The sequence below is a fragment of the Staphylococcus sp. 510 genome (assembly GCF_057219715.1).
In genome coordinates this window covers 1-18488 of the sequence record NZ_JBXVVK010000004.1, presented here as the reverse complement: position 1 = coordinate 18488, position 18488 = coordinate 1, and the positions used below count along the sequence as shown (strand labels likewise).

Genomic DNA, 18488 nt, shown 5'->3' with positions numbered 1-18488 from the left:
TGAACATGAAAAAGAAAAAAATTCCAATGCGTAAATGTATCATATCTAATGAAATGCATCCAAAGAAAGATATGATTAGAGTTGTAATTAACAAAGAAGGCGAAATATTCGCTGATGCTACTGGTAAAAAACAAGGCCGTGGTGCCTATGTTTCAAAAGATGTTCAATTAGTAGAAAAAGCACAACAAAAGGAAGTTTTAGAAAAATATTTTAAAGCTTCTAAAGAACAATTAGAGCCTGTATATAAAGAGGTTATTCGTTTAATTTATAGAGAAGAGATTCCAACAAAATGATTAATGAGAAGATATTTAATTTTTTAGGTCTTGCGATGAGAGCAGGTAAAGTGAAAACGGGTGAATCAGTTATTGTCAATGATATGCAAAAAGGCAATATAAAGTTAGTTATATTAGCTAATGATGCTTCTCCAAACACTATGAAATTAATTAAAAATAAAACTTCGAGTTATAAAGTGCCTTTAAGGGTATTTGGAACTAGAGAAGAATTAGGGATAGCACTTGGTAAAGGCGAGAGAGTCAACGTTGGCATTACTGATCAAGGTTTTGCCAAAAAGTTGCTGTCTATGATAGATGAATATCGTGAGGAGTGATTATATGAGTAAACAAAGAATTTACGAATATGCGAAAGAATTAAATCTAAAGAGTAAAGAGATTATAGATGAATTAAAGAGTATGAACGTTGAAGTGTCGAACCATATGCAAGCTTTAGAAGATGACCAAATTAAAGCTTTAGACAAAAAGTTCAAACCAGGACAAAGTAACGAAACACAAAAGAATACTCAAAATAATCACAATAAATCTGAAAATAAGCAACAAAGTAACCAAAAACAAAATAATAATAAATCAAATAATCAAAACAAGCAGAATAATAACAACAAAGGTAAACAACAAAGTAATCAAAACAACAATAACAATAAGAAGAATAATAAAAATAACAAAAACAACAAAAATAATAAAAAGAATAACCAAAAGCAAAGTGCTCCACAACAAGCAGAACCTAAAGAAATGCCATCTAAAATTACGTATCAAGAAGGCATTACAGTAGGAGAATTAGCAGATAAACTGAATGTTGAATCTTCAGGTATTGTAAAAAAATTATTTTTATTAGGTATTGTTGCTAACATTAACCAATCATTGGACCAAGAGACACTTGAGTTAATTGCAGATGACTATGGTGTTGAAATTGAAGAGGAAGTCATCATCGAAGAAGAAGATTTATCTATTTATTTCGACGATGAAACTGAAGATCCAGATGCAATTGAACGTCCTGCAGTTGTTACTATTATGGGACACGTTGACCATGGTAAAACAACATTATTAGATTCAATTCGTCATACTAAAGTAACTGCAGGTGAAGCGGGTGGTATCACACAACATATTGGTGCTTACCAAATCGAAAATGAAGGTAAAAAGATTACTTTCCTTGATACACCTGGACACGCGGCATTCACTACAATGCGTGCACGTGGCGCTCAAGTTACAGATATTACAATCCTAGTAGTAGCTGCAGATGACGGTGTTATGCCTCAAACAATTGAAGCGATTAATCACGCTAAAGAAGCGAATGTTCCTACAATTGTTGCAGTTAATAAAATAGATAAACCAACCGCAAATCCTGACCGTGTAATGCAAGAGTTAACAGAGTACGGTTTAATTCCAGAAGACTGGGGTGGCGATACGATCTTCGTACCACTATCAGCATTAAGTGGAGACGGTATCGATAGCCTATTAGAAATGATTGGTTTAGTTGCAGAAGTTCAAGAGTTGAAAGCAAACCCTGATAAACAAGCAGTAGGTACTGTGATTGAAGCTGAATTAGATAAATCAAGAGGACCTGCAGCATCATTACTAGTACAAAATGGTACATTACATCAAGGAGATTCAATTGTTGTAGGTAATACGTATGGCCGTATTCGTGCGATGGTTAATGACTTAGGTCAACGAATCAAAACTGCTGGTCCATCTACACCAGTTGAAATTACAGGTATTAATGATGTACCACAAGCTGGCGATCGCTTTGTAGTATTTAAAGATGAAAAACAAGCGCGTCGTATTGGTGAAGCACGTCATGAAGAAAGCGTTATTCAACAACGTCAAGAAAGTAAAAACGTTACGTTAGATAACTTGTTCGAACAAATGAAACAAGGTGAAATGAAAGACTTAAACGTTATTATTAAAGGTGACGTACAAGGTTCAGTTGAAGCATTAGCAGCATCATTAATGAAAATAGATGTTGAAGGTGTGAATGTACGTATTATTCATACTGCTGTAGGTGCAATTAATGAATCTGACGTTACTTTAGCCAATGCATCAAATGGTATTATCATCGGATTCAATGTACGTCCTGATGCTGGTGCTAAGCGTGCAGCTGAAGCAGAAAACGTAGATATGCGTTTACACCGTGTCATTTATAACGTTATTGAAGAAATTGAATCAGCTATGAAAGGTCTACTTGACCCTGAATATGAAGAGCAAGTCATTGGTCAAGCAGAAGTACGTCAAACATTCAAAGTTTCTAAAGTTGGTACAATTGCAGGTAGTTATGTTACTGAAGGAAAAATTACTCGTAATGCAGGCGTACGCGTTATTCGTGATGGCATTGTTCAATTTGAAGGTGAATTAGACACATTAAAACGTTTCAAAGACGATGCTAAAGAAGTAGCCCAAGGTTATGAATGTGGTATTACGATTGAAAAATATAACGACCTAAAAGAAGGCGACATTATTGAAGCGTTCGAAATGGTTGAAATCAAAAGATAATCGCTAATTTTGCGATGAAGTTTGGAGGTTGAGACAGGCGAGATATATTAGAGCATTAAACCATGTTCTAATAAATAATTGTCTTATGTCTCACCTCTTATTTAAACTCAAAAATAAAGAATAAAAGAGGTGACAATAAATGAGTAATATGAGAGCAGAACGTGTTGGCGAACAAATGAAAAAAGAAATCATGGATATCGTTAATAATAAAGTGAAAGATCCTCGAGTAGGTTTTATTACAATTACAGATGTTGAATTAACAAATGATTTATCTCAAGGTAAAGTATATTTAACAGTTCTAGGTAATCAAAAAGAAGTAGATAATACTTTTAAAGCACTAGATAAAGCTAAAGGATTTATTAAATCTGAACTTGGCTCACGTATGAGATTACGAATTATTCCAGAATTATCATTCGAATATGATGAATCAATAGAATATGGTAATAAAATTGAACGTATGATCCAAGATTTACACAAACAAGATAAATAATTATCATATTATTTTAGCCTGGGAAAATGTTTCTCAGGCTATATACATATCAAAATCAATCATATTAATCGATGTACTCAATCATCAAATACTTTGCTAAATGTTATAATATAAAGCGTAATAATTTTGGAAAATAAAAGGTGTGAAACCATGTATAACGGTATATTACCAGTATATAAAGATCGAGGATTAACAAGTCACGATGTGGTATTTAAATTAAGAAAGATACTTAAAACTAAAAAAATCGGTCATACGGGCACGTTGGATCCCGAAGTATCAGGTGTCCTACCTATATGTATCGGTTCGGCAACACGTGTAAGTGATTATGTTATGGAAATGGGGAAATCCTATAATGCAACCGTAACAATTGGAAGAAGTACAACAACAGAAGATCAAACGGGAGAAACTGTTGAATATCAAAATATTGAAGAAAATACATTAACTGAAACTCAGGTGGATGACATTATCAATCAATTTAAAGGTACAATTGAACAAATTCCACCCATGTACTCATCCGTTAAAGTTAATGGGAAAAGATTATATGAGTATGCACGTAATAATGAAACTGTGGAGCGCCCAGTGAGAAAAGTAACCATTAAACACATAGTACGTACATCACCTTTAAGATTCAAAGATGGAGAATGTCATTTCGATATTTCAGTAAATTGTGGTAAAGGAACATATATTAGAACATTAGCGACTGATATAGGTGCCAAGTTAGGCTTGCCAGCACATATGTCATTATTAACACGTGTTCAATCAGGAGGATTTGGTCTTGAACAAAGTCTCACTCTTGATGATATACGTTCATTACATGAGCATGATGCATTACAAGATAAATTGTTTCCTATAGAATATGGTTTGAAAGGTTTACCACAAATTAGTATAGATGATGAACAAATCAAACAACGCATTTTAAATGGTCAAAAGTTTTATAAAAAGCAATTTCAAAATATAACGAATGACCAATTTGTATTTGTTAATGATTCAACTCAAAAAGCGATGGCAATATACATTGTACATCCAGATAAACCAGATGAATTAAAACCAAAAAAAGTATTTAATTAAAGGAGATTTATTATGAAAGTGATAGAAATTACCCATCCAATTCAAGAAGACCAACGAATAAATGAAAATGTTGCGATGGCGTTTGGTTTCTTTGATGGTATGCATAAAGGGCATGATAAAGTTTTTCAAACATTAGATCAACAGGCACAATCTCGTGGATTGAAGAAAGCTGTTATGACGTTTGATCCACATCCATCAGTTGTGTTAAATCCTGAACGTAAAAGAACGACTTATTTAACACCACTTTCAGACAAAATTGATATGATAGCTTCACATGATGTGGACTACTGTATTGTTATCAATTTCTCATCTAGGTTTGCGAATGTAACTTCTGAAGAATTTATTGAAGAATATATTATAAAAAATAATGTTAAAGAAGTTATTGCTGGATTTGACTTTACATTTGGTAAATTTGGTAAAGGTAATATGACAGTGTTAAACGAAGTTGATTCATTTAATACGACAATAGTAGGCAAACAAGAATTAGACGATGAAAAAATTTCTACTACAGCGATTAGAGATGCGTTACAAAACGGTGAATTGCAAAAAGCGAATGAGGAATTAGGTTACTTATATAAAATTAAAGGTACAGTCGTTCAAGGTGAAAAGCGTGGGCGAACAATAGGATTTCCAACTGCAAATGTTCATCCTAGTGATGATTATTTGTTACCTAAAAAAGGTGTATATGCAGTAAGTATGGAAATCGGCACCGAACAAAAATTATATAGAGGCGTTGCAAACGTAGGTGTTAAACCCACTTTCCATGATCCAGCTAAAGCCGAAGTGGTAATAGAAGTAAATATTTTCGATTTCGATGAAAATATTTATGGCGAACGAGTAGTGGTATATTGGCATCATTTCTTACGTCCTGAAATAAAATTTGATGGCATTGATCCATTGGTAGAGCAGATGAATGATGACAAAGCACGTGCTAAATATTTATTATCTGTTGATTTTGGTGATGATGTATCATATAATATATAAAGTTGATTAAAACAAGTTAACCTTGTTTAAGAGACAACCTTTTTCTTAGTAGGTCGAGACTCCGACGCCTAACTCGGATAAAGGAGTATACAAATTAAAGGAGGAAATTGACAATGGCAATTTCACAAGAACGTAAAAATGAATTAATTAAAGAATACCGCACTCACGAAACAGATACTGGTTCTCCAGAAGTACAAATCGCTGTTTTAACTGCAGAAATCTCTGCATTAAACGAGCATTTACGTGAGCACAAAAAAGATCACCATTCACGTCGTGGATTATTAAAAATGGTTGGTCGTCGTAGACACTTATTAAACTACTTACGTGGTAAAGATATTCAACGTTACCGTGAATTAATCAAATCTTTAGGTATCCGTCGTTAATCTTAATAATAAATTAGGAAAGCACCATTCGATTGGTACTTTCCTTTTTTTATTATCTGACAAATAAGAACTAATATAAATTAAATGTAATAAATGATATGATATAGATAATAGAATTTAGAGAGGAGATTCATAATGTCTCAAGAGAAGAAAGTGTTTAAAACTGAGTGGGCTGGCAGATCATTAACGATTGAGACAGGACAATTAGCCAAACAAGCTAATGGTGCTGTTTTAGTTCGTTATGGTGATACAGTTGTCTTATCAACTGCTACAGCTTCTAAGGAACCACGTGATGGTGACTTTTTCCCATTAACAGTTAATTATGAAGAAAAAATGTACGCTGCAGGTAAGATTCCTGGAGGATTTAAAAAAAGAGAAGGACGTCCAGGAGATGACGCAACATTAACTGCACGATTAATAGATAGACCAATACGACCGTTGTTCCCTAAAGGCTATAAGCACGATGTTCAAATTATGAATATTGTACTCAGTGCTGACCCTGATTGTTCGCCTGAAATGGCTGCTATGATTGGTTCTTCAATGGCATTAAGTGTGTCTGACATACCATTCTTAGGACCTATCGCAGGTGTCAATGTAGGATATGTAGATGGCAAGTATGTGATTAATCCAACCGTTGCTGAAAAAGAAGTTTCACGTTTAGATTTAGAGGTAGCAGGCCATAAAGATGCAGTTAACATGGTTGAAGCTGGAGCAAGTGAAATCACAGAAAGTGAAATGCTTGAGGCAATCTTCTTTGGTCATGACGAAATTAAACGACTAGTTGCTTTCCAACAAGGAATCATAGATTATATTCAACCGGAAAAACAGGCGTTTATTCCAGTTGAAAGAGACGAGGCACTTGTTGAAAAGGTTAAATCATTAACAGAAGCTAAAGGTTTAAAAGATACAGTACTAACTTTTGACAAACAACAACGTGATATTAATTTAGACGCATTAAAAGAAGATATTGTTGCTGAATTTATTGATGAAGAAGATCCTGATAATGAGGCGTTAATTAAAGAAGTATATGCCATTTTAAACGATTTAGTTAAAGAAGAAGTGAGACGTCTGATTGCAGACGAAAAAATCCGTCCAGATGGTCGTAAACCAGATGAAATCCGTCCGTTAGAATCAGAAGTAGGACTTCTTCCAAGAGCACACGGTTCAGGATTATTCACTCGTGGTCAAACACAAGCCTTATCCGTTTTAACATTAGGTGCCCTTGGAGATTATCAACTAATTGATGGTCTTGGACCTGAAGAAGAAAAGCGCTTCATGCATCACTATAATTTCCCTAACTTCTCTGTTGGTGAAACTGGTCCTGTAAGAGCGCCAGGTCGTCGTGAAATTGGTCACGGTGCACTAGGTGAAAGAGCGCTTAAATATATTATTCCAGATACATCGGATTTCCCATATACTGTACGAATCGTAAGTGAAGTATTAGAATCAAATGGTTCATCATCACAAGCTTCTATTTGTGGTTCAACATTAGCATTAATGGATGCCGGCGTACCAATCAAAGCACCAGTTGCCGGAATCGCAATGGGATTAGTTACACGTGAAGATAGTTACACTATTTTAACTGATATCCAAGGTATGGAAGATGCACTTGGCGATATGGACTTTAAAGTCGCTGGTACTAAAGATGGTATTACAGCAATTCAAATGGATATTAAAATTGATGGTCTTACACGTGAAGTAATTGAAGAAGCTTTAGAACAAGCCCGTCAAGGTCGTTTAGCGATTATGGATCATATGTTACAAACAATAGATCAACCTAGAAATGAATTAAGTGCGTATGCACCAAAAGTGGTTACTATGAATATTAAACCTGAAAAAATTAGAGACGTAATTGGACCAGGTGGTAAAAAAATCAATGAAATTATTGATGAAACAGGTGTAAAATTAGATATCGAACAAGATGGACAAATATTCATTGGTGCTGTAGATCAAGAAATGATTAATCGTGCACGTGAAATCATTGAAGAAATCACTCGTGAAGCTGAAGTTGGTCAAGTATACAATGCTAAAGTAAAACGCATTGAAAAATATGGTGCCTTTGTAGAATTGTTCCCTGGAAAAGATGCGTTATTACACATCTCACAAATTTCAACTGAGCGTATTAATAAAGTTGAAGATGTATTAAAATTAGGTGATTCAATCGAAGTTAAAGTAACTGAAATTGATAAACAAGGCCGCGTTAATGCATCTCACAAAGCTATTAATGAAAAATAATAATACCTTACAAGATTGGAAACCAAACAAAGGTTTCCAATCTTTTTTAGTTCATTTAAAGAATTCAAATATCCTACTATAATATAGAGTCATGACTTGCATTAATAGTGTACATCAAGCGAATTTTAACTTATAATAAATGGTGAGTTTATATATGGACGGGGATTAATTATAGGAGGTAACATTTTGAGTTTAATAAAGAAAAAAAACAAAGACATTCGCATCATACCACTTGGTGGTGTTGGAGAAATTGCGAAAAATATGTATATCGTTGAAGTAGACGATGAAATGTTTATGCTTGATGCAGGCTTAATGTTTCCAGAAGATGAAATGTTAGGTGTAGATATTGTAATACCAGACATTCAATATGTCATTGAAAATAAAGAAAAGTTAAAAGGAATATTCCTTACACATGGACATGAACATGCAATGGGTGCTGTAAGTTATATTTTAGAACAAGTTGATGCACCTGTTTATGGTTCAAAATTAACAATTGCACTTGTTAAAGAGAATATGACATCTCGAAATATTAATAAAAAAGTGCGTTATTATTCAGTTAATCATGAATCTGTGATGCGTTTTAAAAATGTGAATATTAGTTTCTTTAATACTACACACAGTATTCCTGATAGTTTAGGCATTTGTATCCACACTTCTTATGGATCAATTGTTTATACTGGTGAATTTAAATTTGATCAAAGTTTAAATGGACAATATTCTCCAGATTTCAAACGTATGGCTGAAATTGGTGAAGAAGGCGTATTTGCATTAATTAGTGACTCTACAGAAGCAGAAAAACCGGGATATAATACACCTGAAAATGTCATCGAACATCATATGTATGATGCATTTGCAAAAGTCAAAGGTCGTTTGATTGTTTCATGTTATGCATCGAATTTTATCAGAATTCAACAAGTGTTGAATATTGCTAGCCAATTAAATCGAAAAGTGTCATTTTTAGGTCGTTCATTAGAAAGTTCATTTAATATCGCACGCAAAATGGGATATTTCGATATTCCTAAAGATTTACTTATTCCAATTAGTGAAGTTGAAAATTATCCGAAAAATGAAGTCATCATCATTGCAACAGGAATGCAAGGTGAACCTGTAGAAGCTTTAAGTCAAATGGCTCAACAAAAACATAAAATTATGAACATCGAAAAAGGTGATTCAGTTTTCTTAGCAATTACTGCATCTGCAAATATGGAAGTGATTATTGCTGATACATTAAATGAATTAGTACGTGCTGGTGCACACATTATTCCAAATAACAAAAAAATACATGCATCAAGCCATGGTTGCATGGAAGAGTTAAAAATGATGATTAACATCATGAAACCAGAATACTTTGTACCAGTTCAAGGTGAATTCAAAATGCAAATTGCTCATGCTAAGTTAGCAGCCGAAGCAGGTGTTGCGCCTGAAAAGATTTTCCTTGTTGAAAAAGGGGACGTCATTAATTATGATGGCAAGAATATGGTATTAAATGAAAAAGTTCATTCTGGTAATGTATTAATTGACGGTATTGGCGTAGGAGATGTCGGTAATATTGTATTAAGAGACCGTCATTTATTAGCTGAAGATGGTATTTTTATTGCTGTCGTAACGCTCGATCCTAAAAACCGTAGAATTGCTGCTGGACCTGAAATTCAGTCGAGAGGCTTTGTATATGTAAGAGAAAGCGAAGACTTATTAAAAGAAGCTGAAGAAAAAGTACGTGAAATTGTTGAAGCTGGCTTACAAGAAAAACGAATTGAATGGTCAGAAATCAAACAAAACATGAGAGATAAAATTAGTAAATTACTTTTCGAAAGCACAAAACGTCGTCCAATGATTATTCCAGTTATTTCTGAAATATAATCATTATAAAATAAACTAAAGAGGTTGGGACAAACTCACGTTGTTTGTAGTTCAAGTATGTAAATCACTACAGACTTCAATAGGCAAATGTTGAAATGCGAATCTGCATCAAGGTAGATTCGTTATATCATACAGATGTTCTATTATGTGTGTGACGTCCTTACCTCTTTCATCTTATTTAATAAAACTTTAAATCAATACGATACATATGAAAGATTAAAAAAAGAAGGTGTACGAATTTGCCACAAGCAAAGAAAAAATCGCCGACAAAGAGAAAATCGAATACAACTAGGAAAAAATCAACCACAAAGAAAAAGCAAACAGAGAGTCCATTAAGATACATCATTGCTATCATTGTGGTTATTTTAGTCATTTTAGGTGCTTTTCAATTAGGCATCGTTGGACGAATGATTGATAGTTTCTTTAATTATTTTGTCGGAATGAGTCGTTATTTAACATATATATTAATATTATTAGCAACTGGATTTATCACATATTCTAAAAAAATTCCTAAAACAAGACGTACGGTTGGAACGATTACGTTACAAGTAGCGTTATTATTTATTTCTCAATTATATTATCACTTTAGTAAAGGTGTCATATCTGAAAGAGAACCAGTTTTATCATACGTTTATCAATCATACAAACATAGTCATTTTCCTAATTTTGGTGGCGGCTTAATTGGATATTATCTATTAGAGTTATTTATTCCACTCATTTCTATTATTGGCGTATTTATCATTACTGTTTTACTTGTTGCTTCAAGTATTATTTTATTATTTAATTTACGACATAGAGATGTAACTAAAAAAGTATTTGAAAGTGTTAGATCATCGAGCATTTCAGCCACTCAAACTTTAAAAGAAAAACGTGAAGCTAATAAATCGAATAAAGAACAAAGAGCTAAAGATAAGGCTGAAAGAATAGACAAACGACATCGTACTAATGATAAAGACGAAGTTAAAGATGTTTCAGATTTACCTGAAGTACCTCAAGATAGCGATATTCCTATTTATGGACACAGTGATTCAGAGCAAGAACCTACGCCTTCTAGACGAAAAAAGCGTTCATTTAGTAATGATTCAGAACAAATGTCATCAATGACAAATGGCACTCCAAACACTTCACAACCATCAACAGTAGATGAGCCAGAAAATCATCAACAGTCTAGTGATGAAGATAATGAAAATTCAATTTCAGAAGCTGGAGAAGAAATGAATGCGGCTTATGTTGTGCCACCATTATCATTATTAAACCAACCAACACAAAAACAATCGACATCAAAAGCAGAAGTGAAAAGAAAAGGTCAAGTTCTAGAATCTACGATGAAAAACTTTGGTGTAGATGCTAAAGTGACACAAATTAAAATAGGTCCAGCAGTTACACAATATGAAGTGCAGCCAGCGCAAGGTGTGAAAGTCAATAAAATAGTAAACTTGCATAATGATATTGCTTTAGCGTTAGCAGCTAAAGATGTACGAATAGAAGCGCCAATCCCAGGCCGTTCAGCTGTTGGGATAGAAGTTCCAAATGATAAAATTTCTCTTGTAGCACTCAAAGAAGTTTTAGAGGAAAAATTCCCATCTAATGATAAATTAGAAGTAGGTTTGGGTAGAGACATCTCAGGCGATCCTATAACGATTCAATTGAATGAAATGCCACACTTGTTGGTAGCAGGTTCTACCGGTAGTGGTAAATCAGTTTGTATCAATGGAATCATTACAAGCTTGTTATTAAACGCGAAACCGCATGAAGTAAAACTTATGCTGATTGATCCAAAAATGGTAGAATTAAATGTATACAATGGTATTCCACATTTATTAATACCAGTTGTAACTAATCCACATAAAGCAGCTCAAGCATTGGAAAAAATAGTAGCTGAAATGGAGAGACGTTATAATTTATTCCAACATTCATCAACTAGAAACATTGAAGGTTACAATCAGTTTATAAGAAAACAAAATAGAGAATTAGATGAAAAACAAGCTGAGTTACCTTATATCGTTGTCATTGTCGATGAATTAGCGGACTTGATGATGGTAGCAGGTAAAGAAGTGGAAAATGCAATTCAACGTATTACACAAATGGCCCGTGCAGCAGGTATACATTTAATCGTTGCAACACAAAGACCATCAGTGGATGTTATCACAGGTATTATTAAAAATAATATTCCATCAAGAATTGCCTTTGCTGTAAGTTCTCAAACAGACTCAAGAACAATCATTGGATCTGGTGGAGCTGAAAAATTATTAGGTAAAGGTGATATGTTGTACGTTGGAAATGGAGATTCAACTAAAACTAGAATACAAGGTGCATTCTTAAGTGACCAAGAAGTTCAAGATGTAGTTAACTATGTTGTTGAGCAACAACAAGCAAATTATGTTAAAGAAATGGAACCTGATGCGCCAGTAGATAAGTCAGAAATGAAAAGTGAAGATGCCTTATATGATGAAGCCTATTTATTTGTAATTGAAAAACAAAAAGCAAGTACATCTTTATTACAGAGACAGTTTAGAATTGGGTATAACCGAGCATCACGCCTGATGGATGATCTTGAAAGAAACCAAGTGATTGGTCCACAAAAAGGTAGTAAACCAAGACAAATTTTAGTTGATATTGATAAAGATGAGGTGTAATTATGGCGGAAATGAATGCTATTTATAGAGTGAAACAATATATCTTAAACAAAATTAAGTCTGGAGAATTAGAGTTTGGTAGTAAATTACCAAGCAATTTAGCTATTGCACGAGAACTCAATATTAAAACAGATGATGTTTATGAAGGTATAGGGGAATTAATTACTGAACAAGTAGTTGTAGATAATTTTGAAGAGGGTACCAGTGTCAAATCACTGCCCCCTTTCTTTTATCCATTAAATGAATTAATTAGTATTACAGAGATGATAAAAAGTGCTGGTTATCAATCTGGTACAGAATATTTAAACTTTGATGAACAACCTGCAACATTATTAGATGCTAAGCGTTTGGGTATTAACGAGAAACAACCAGTAACTATTATAGAAAGATTAAAAACTGCTAATCATCAACCTGTAGTTTATTGTTTAGACAAGATTGCAAAGGACTATTTAACATGTACAGGATATCAAGAAAGTAATGGATCAATGTTAAATGCAATTAAACATGCAACAGGACATACAGTAACTTATGCTGAAACTGACTTAGAAGCGGTTAATTATGAACCACATATTTCTGAAATGTTAAATGCCTCACCACATGAAGGATTGATGTTACTTAAGGTAACTCATTTTGATGAACAAAATAATCCAATTTTATACTCTTTAAATTATATGAAGAGCAGTTTAGTTAAGTTTAGAATTACGAGAGAAAAATAATGAAAAATGTCAATGGAGGTATTGCAGTTGCATAACGAAAAGCAAGAAAATCAAAAAAGCCATATACATGTATTGCCAACCGAGAAATTTAAAACAACAATGATTACGTTTAAATTTATGGCACCACTTGAATACGAAACAATAACTGCACGTTCAGTATTAAGCAAAGTACTTGTACGCGCATCTCAAAAATGGCAGGACGACAAAGCCCTAAATCGTCGTTTATCTGAACTTTACGGCGCATATGTAAATAGTTTTGTTTCGAAATTTAAAGATAAACATGTAATTACTATTTCTTTAGAAATAGTTAATGAACGATATTTAAAAGATCAAACACCATTATTTGAGCATGGATTAGATTTATTAAATGAATTAATTTGGAATCCATTAATACATAATAAACAATTTGACGACAAATTTGTGAAACAAGAAAAATCATTGTTAGGTAAAAAGATTGAGGCGATGATTGATAACAAAGCACAATATTCATTTTTAAAATTATTAGAAAACATGTTTGAAAATGAAGCATATCAATATTTAGCAACTGGTCAAATTGAACAAGTACCACAGGTAACACCTGCATCACTGTATGATACATATCAATCTATGATTGAAAACGACTACTGTGCTATTTATGTTGTTGGTAATGTTGATAAACAACAAGTCTACAATCAAATCCAATCTAAATTCGAAATTAAACCGTTTACTTTTGAAGTTTCTGATAATAAAGCACAAAAATTAGACAATAAAATTGAACAACTGCCAAAGACAATTGTTGCAACAGATGATGTTGACCAAGCTAAACTTAATTTAGGTTATCGATTCCCAACTCATTATGGTAAAAGTAATTATTACGCTTTTATTGTGTTTAATATCATGTTCGGAGGAGATCCATCATCAGTGTTATTTAATGAAGTACGTGAACGTCAAAGTTTAGCATACTCTATACACTCTCAGATCGATGGTAAAAATGGTTACTTATTTGTGTTGAGTGGTGTATCAGCAGATAAATACGAAATTGCGAAGCAAACGATTTTAGAAGAATTTGATAAATTTAAAAAAGGTGAATTTGACGATAATAAACTTGCATTAGCTAAAAAAATCATTACATCCCAGAGACATGAATCTGCAGATAGACCAAAAAGTATTATAGAAATATCACACAATCAAATTTTATTAGATGAGCCTCAAAGTGATGAAGCTTTCTTAAATGAAATAGATAAAGTGACTAAAGAAGATATTATAAAATTAGCAAATGAAGCAGTATTAGATACAATTTATGTACTTACTAAAGGAGGGAATGAGTAGTGAAACAACACTATTATGATGTCATAGATGAGACAGTTTATGAACATGAACTACAAAATGGATTACGTTTATTTGTCATACCTAAACCAGGATTTCAAAAAACGTTTGTTACCTATACTACTCAATTTGGCTCTCTAGATAGTCGTTTTAAACCGCTAGGTAAAGAAGATTTTGTAACTGTACCGGATGGTGTGGCACACTTCTTAGAGCATAAATTATTTGAAAAAGAAGAAGAAGATTTATTTACTGCATTTGCTGAGGAAAATGCACAAGCCAATGCTTTTACTAGCTTTGACCGCACAAGTTATTTATTTAGTGCGACAGATCATCTTGAGAATAATATCAAACGGTTATTGACTATGGTTGAAATACCTTATTTTACAAAAGAAACTGTAGACAAAGAAAAAGGTATAATCGCTGAAGAAATCAAAATGTATCAAGAACAACCTGGATATAAACTCATGTTTAATACATTAAGAGCTATGTATGAAAAACATCCTATTAGAGTTGATATCGCAGGTAGTGTTGAAAGTATTTATGATATTACTAAAGATGATTTATATCTTTGCTATGAAACATTTTATCACCCATCTAATATGGTACTCTTCGTAGTAGGCGATGTAGAACCACAGTATATTGTTGATATTGTAGAAGAACATGAAAACCTTAGAGATAAAACGAATCAACCTAAAATTGAACGTGCATTGATTGATGAACCAAAATCAGTGAATCAACATGTTGTATCTGAAGAAATGAAACTACAATCTCCTAAGTTAATGCTAGGATTTAAAAATCAACCTTTAGATGAATCACCAGAAAAATATGTTCAACGTGATTTAGAAATGACATTTTTCTATGAACTTATTTTGGGAGAAGAAACAGAGTTTTATCAAGAATTATTGAATGATGATTTAATTGATGAAACATTTGGTTATCAATTTGTTTTAGAGCCAACTTATAGCTTTTCAATTATTACTAGTGCAACCAATCATCCAGATCAATTAAAACAGTTGCTTATCAAACAATTAAAGGATAACAAAGGTAATCTTACTGACGTTGAAGCATTTGATTTATTGAAAAAACAATTTATAGGAGAATTTATTTCAAGTCTTAATTCTCCTGAATACATTGCTAATCAATACGCAAAGTTATATTTCGAAGGTGTTAGTGTATTTGATATGTTAAACATTGTTGAAAATATTACGCTTGAAAGTGTTAATGAAACGTCTCAGTTATGCTTAGATTTAGATGAGATGGTGGATAGTCGTTTGGAGCTTAAAAACTAATGAGAGCATTAGTATTGGGTGGTTCAGGGTCAATTGGATCTGCAATTGTTGATCGATTATTAGAAGATGGTTATGAAGTAGATTTACAATTTTATTCAGCTGATAAAACGCAGTTGATTAACCGATATCAAAATAGACCTGTTAATTTAATACAATGTGATTTATCTGAGGATATCAACTTAGAAAATGTATTTGGTCATATTACACGTCTCGATTGTATGATTTATGCAACAGGAACAGCATTGTATGGCATGCTTCAAGATATGTCAGATGAACAAGTTGATAAGTCTTACCATATCCATGTAAGACAACTCATAAGACTGAGTCGTTATTTTGTTGATACTTTAAGACAAAGTGAAAATGGTAGAATAATAGTCATTTCATCCATTTGGGGTGAAACGGGTGCAAGTATGGAAACGATTTATTCTGCTATGAAAAGTGCTCAAATTGGCTTTGTAAAAGCTTTAAGTCAGGAACTGGCTCAAACAACAGTGACAGTAAATGCTATTACACCAGGATTTGTCTCAGGTAACATGAGTAAAAAGTGGTCAGAAGAAGAGTTGGAGGAGATTCTAGATGAACTCCCGCAACATCGCATGATAGAACCTTGCGAAGTAGCACACACTTGTGCATATTTATATAATCCGATGGCTAAAGGTGTTACAGGGACTATTCAAAAAGTGAATGGCGGATGGTATTTATAATCGCTTCAACTAATAGTATCAACTATAAAAACATGATTTCTCTAGTACATGATATTCAATTCGATGTTATAATGTGATTATTATTATATTTAATCAGTGAAATTGAACTTTGAGTCGTGTTTAAACAAGGGGTGGGTATTGGTGTCAGTGGCAGAGAGAAGAAAAGAATGGTATCTCGAATATGAGATTACTATGAACCGTGCCGGTTTGTTAGGTGATGTTTCAAGTTTATTAGGTATGTTAGGAATTAGTATTGTAACGATTAATGGTGTTGACCAAGGTAAGCGTGGCTTATTAATTAAAACCGATAAACTAGAAAAAGTAGAACGATTTGAACAAATAGTTAAAGAAATTAATGAAATTGATATTACTAAATTACGTATACCAGAATTACGAGATAGATTAGCTGTCCGACATGGTCGTTACATAGAGCAAGATGCAGATGATAAAAAAACATTTCGTTTTGAACGTGAAGACCTAGGATTATTAGTGGATTTCTTAGCAGAATTATTTAAAGAAGAAGGTCATAAATTAATAGGAATTCGTGGTATGCCTAGAGTCGGAAAGACTGAATCAATTGTTGCTGGTAGCGTCTGTGCACACAAACGTTGGTTATTTATTAGTTCAACCTTAATTAAACAAACAGTTAGAAGTTCGTTAATTAAAGGTGAATATGATTCGAATCATGTGTATATTATTGATGGTGCTGTTACAGCACGTGAATCTAATATGAAACATCAAGATTTAGTAAGAGAAATCATGACACTTCCTTCAGTCAAAGTAGTAGAGCATCCTGATTTATTTGTAGAGGCATGTGATTATAGTATGGATGATTTTGATTACATCATAGAATTACGCGAAAATAAAAATCAAGAAATTCAATATGAAGAGATGAAAAGACAAACGGTTCAAACTAAAAGTAAAAATAATTTAGACTTTGGTGACCCGTTTGGTGGAGGATTTGGATTCTTTGAATAGTATTTAAGGAGGCATCGTTTTGAATACAATAGGTGAAGTTTTAAAGAGTAGACGTGAAAGATTAGGTATGACTCTTAATGAATTAGAGCAACGTACACAACTTAAACGTCATACTTTAGAACAAATTGAAAATAATGAATTTAATCAATTACCTAACAGTAATTATACTGAAGGTTTTATTAGAAAATATGCCAGTGTTGTGAATATCGAGCCTAATCATTTAATTGAAGTTCATCAAGATGAAATACCGGACAATCGTATTCAATTAGATGATGCGATTCATTCATTCGCTAATAAAGAAGCACCTCCTTATAGAAGAAAGTCGAAAGAATCTTTACAAGTAGTAGTCATTATTGGATTAGTTATCTTGGTTACACTTATGTTGTGGATTATTGCAGTACTATTATTTTAGATAAAAAAGTATTAGAAATGAGGATTTTAAATGAATATACCAAATCAGATAACGGTATTTAGAGTTGTACTTATACCAGTATTTATCTTATTTGCATTAGTCAATTTTGGTTTTGGAAAAGTATCATTCCTAGGTGGATATGATATTAAAATAGAGCTTTTAATAAGTGGTTTGATCTTTATCATTGCATCATTAAGTGATTTCGCAGATGGCTATTTGGCTCGTAAATGGCAATTAGTTACAAACATGGGGAAATTTTTAGATCCATTAGCTGATAAGTTATTGGTTGCTAGTGCATTAATTGTGATGGTACAACTTGATTTAACCAATTCTATTGTTGCTATTATCATTATTGCTAGAGAATTTGCAGTAACTGGACTTAGATTATTACAAATTGAACAAGGTTTTGTAAGTGCAGCCGGTCAATTAGGTAAAATCAAAACAGCAGTTACTATGGTTGCCATTATTTGGATTTTATTAGGTGATCCTTTAGCAACTTGGATTGGATTCCCGATTGGACAGGTATTATTATATATCGGTGTTTTCTTTACTATTTTATCTGGTATTGAATACTTTTATAAAGGCAGAGATGTATTTAAACATTAATATTTTAGCGAGTTGAAATGACATTTTATTTCAACTCGTTTTTTA

General features: G+C 32.9%; 16 protein-coding genes and 2 pseudogenes. All 18 read left to right on the top strand.

Annotated elements, in window-relative coordinates; all coding sequences use genetic code 11:
- Nucleotides 1-5 precede the first annotated feature (5 nt).
- Entirely contained in the window at nucleotides 6-293 is a 288-nt protein-coding gene (gene rnpM / locus AC2D8K_RS03965; protein WP_002450545.1) for an RNase P modulator RnpM, read from the top strand.
- Nucleotides 290-607: a L7Ae/L30e/S12e/Gadd45 family ribosomal protein gene (locus tag AC2D8K_RS03960; RefSeq protein WP_002450544.1), complete on the top strand. Its 318-nt coding sequence runs from the start codon at nucleotides 290-292 to the stop codon at nucleotides 605-607. The genes rnpM and AC2D8K_RS03960 overlap by 4 nt, the downstream gene beginning before the upstream one ends.
- A 4-nt stretch (nucleotides 608-611) precedes the next feature.
- Entirely contained in the window at nucleotides 612-2777 is a 2166-nt protein-coding gene (infB, locus tag AC2D8K_RS03955; RefSeq protein ID WP_002450543.1) for a translation initiation factor IF-2, read from the top strand.
- Nucleotides 2778-2916: 139 nt separating this feature from the next.
- A complete protein-coding gene (rbfA, locus tag AC2D8K_RS03950) occupies nucleotides 2917-3267 on the top strand; it encodes a 30S ribosome-binding factor RbfA (protein ID WP_002450542.1) in 351 nt (116 codons plus the stop codon).
- A gap of 150 nt (nucleotides 3268-3417) precedes the next feature.
- Complete coding sequence (gene truB / locus AC2D8K_RS03945; RefSeq protein WP_002450541.1) at nucleotides 3418-4335, top strand: tRNA pseudouridine(55) synthase TruB; 918 nt, start codon at nucleotides 3418-3420, stop codon at nucleotides 4333-4335.
- A 12-nt stretch (nucleotides 4336-4347) separates the two neighbouring features.
- A complete protein-coding gene (ribF, locus tag AC2D8K_RS03940; protein ID WP_002450540.1) occupies nucleotides 4348-5319 on the top strand; it encodes a riboflavin biosynthesis protein RibF in 972 nt (323 codons plus the stop codon).
- A gap of 113 nt (nucleotides 5320-5432) precedes the next feature.
- The gene (gene rpsO, locus AC2D8K_RS03935; protein ID WP_002450539.1) at nucleotides 5433-5702 is read left to right on the top strand and encodes a 30S ribosomal protein S15; all 270 of its coding nucleotides are present in this window, start codon (nucleotides 5433-5435) and stop codon (nucleotides 5700-5702) included.
- A gap of 135 nt (nucleotides 5703-5837) precedes the next feature.
- Complete coding sequence (gene pnp, locus AC2D8K_RS03930; protein ID WP_172852385.1) at nucleotides 5838-7937, top strand: polyribonucleotide nucleotidyltransferase; 2100 nt, start codon at nucleotides 5838-5840, stop codon at nucleotides 7935-7937.
- Between the two features lie 186 nt (nucleotides 7938-8123).
- On the top strand, nucleotides 8124-9797 hold the full coding sequence (rnjB, locus tag AC2D8K_RS03925) for a ribonuclease J2 (RefSeq protein WP_484698062.1): 1674 nt from the start codon (nucleotides 8124-8126) through the stop codon (nucleotides 9795-9797).
- 239 nt (nucleotides 9798-10036) lie between these two features.
- Nucleotides 10037-10870 (top strand): annotated as a pseudogene (locus AC2D8K_RS03920) (cell division protein FtsK); the annotation flags it as partial.
- 111 nt (nucleotides 10871-10981) lie between these two features.
- Nucleotides 10982-12433, top strand: a pseudogene (locus AC2D8K_RS03915) (DNA translocase FtsK); the annotation flags it as partial.
- 2 nt (nucleotides 12434-12435) lie between these two features.
- Nucleotides 12436-13149: a GntR family transcriptional regulator gene (locus tag AC2D8K_RS03910; protein WP_002450534.1), complete on the top strand. Its 714-nt coding sequence runs from the start codon at nucleotides 12436-12438 to the stop codon at nucleotides 13147-13149.
- 99 nt (nucleotides 13150-13248) lie between these two features.
- Nucleotides 13249-14457: an EF-P 5-aminopentanol modification-associated protein YfmF gene (gene yfmF / locus AC2D8K_RS03905; RefSeq protein ID WP_398577571.1), complete on the top strand. Its 1209-nt coding sequence runs from the start codon at nucleotides 13249-13251 to the stop codon at nucleotides 14455-14457.
- A complete protein-coding gene (yfmH, locus tag AC2D8K_RS03900) occupies nucleotides 14457-15743 on the top strand; it encodes an EF-P 5-aminopentanol modification-associated protein YfmH (RefSeq protein WP_002450532.1) in 1287 nt (428 codons plus the stop codon). Before yfmF ends, yfmH begins: the two co-directional genes overlap by 1 nt.
- Nucleotides 15743-16447 (top strand): elongation factor P 5-aminopentanone reductase, encoded by a 705-nt coding sequence (gene ymfI / locus AC2D8K_RS03895; RefSeq protein WP_002450531.1) that lies wholly within the window; start codon nucleotides 15743-15745, stop codon nucleotides 16445-16447. Before yfmH ends, ymfI begins: the two co-directional genes overlap by 1 nt.
- A 141-nt stretch (nucleotides 16448-16588) precedes the next feature.
- On the top strand, nucleotides 16589-17425 hold the full coding sequence (locus AC2D8K_RS03890) for a YmfK family protein (protein WP_002450530.1): 837 nt from the start codon (nucleotides 16589-16591) through the stop codon (nucleotides 17423-17425).
- 19 nt (nucleotides 17426-17444) lie between these two features.
- Nucleotides 17445-17837, top strand: coding sequence for a helix-turn-helix domain-containing protein (locus tag AC2D8K_RS03885; protein WP_002450529.1), 393 nt, complete (start codon nucleotides 17445-17447; stop codon nucleotides 17835-17837).
- 30 nt (nucleotides 17838-17867) lie between these two features.
- Nucleotides 17868-18443: a CDP-diacylglycerol--glycerol-3-phosphate 3-phosphatidyltransferase gene (pgsA, locus tag AC2D8K_RS03880; RefSeq protein WP_002450528.1), complete on the top strand. Its 576-nt coding sequence runs from the start codon at nucleotides 17868-17870 to the stop codon at nucleotides 18441-18443.
- Nucleotides 18444-18488: the final 45 nt, after the last annotated feature.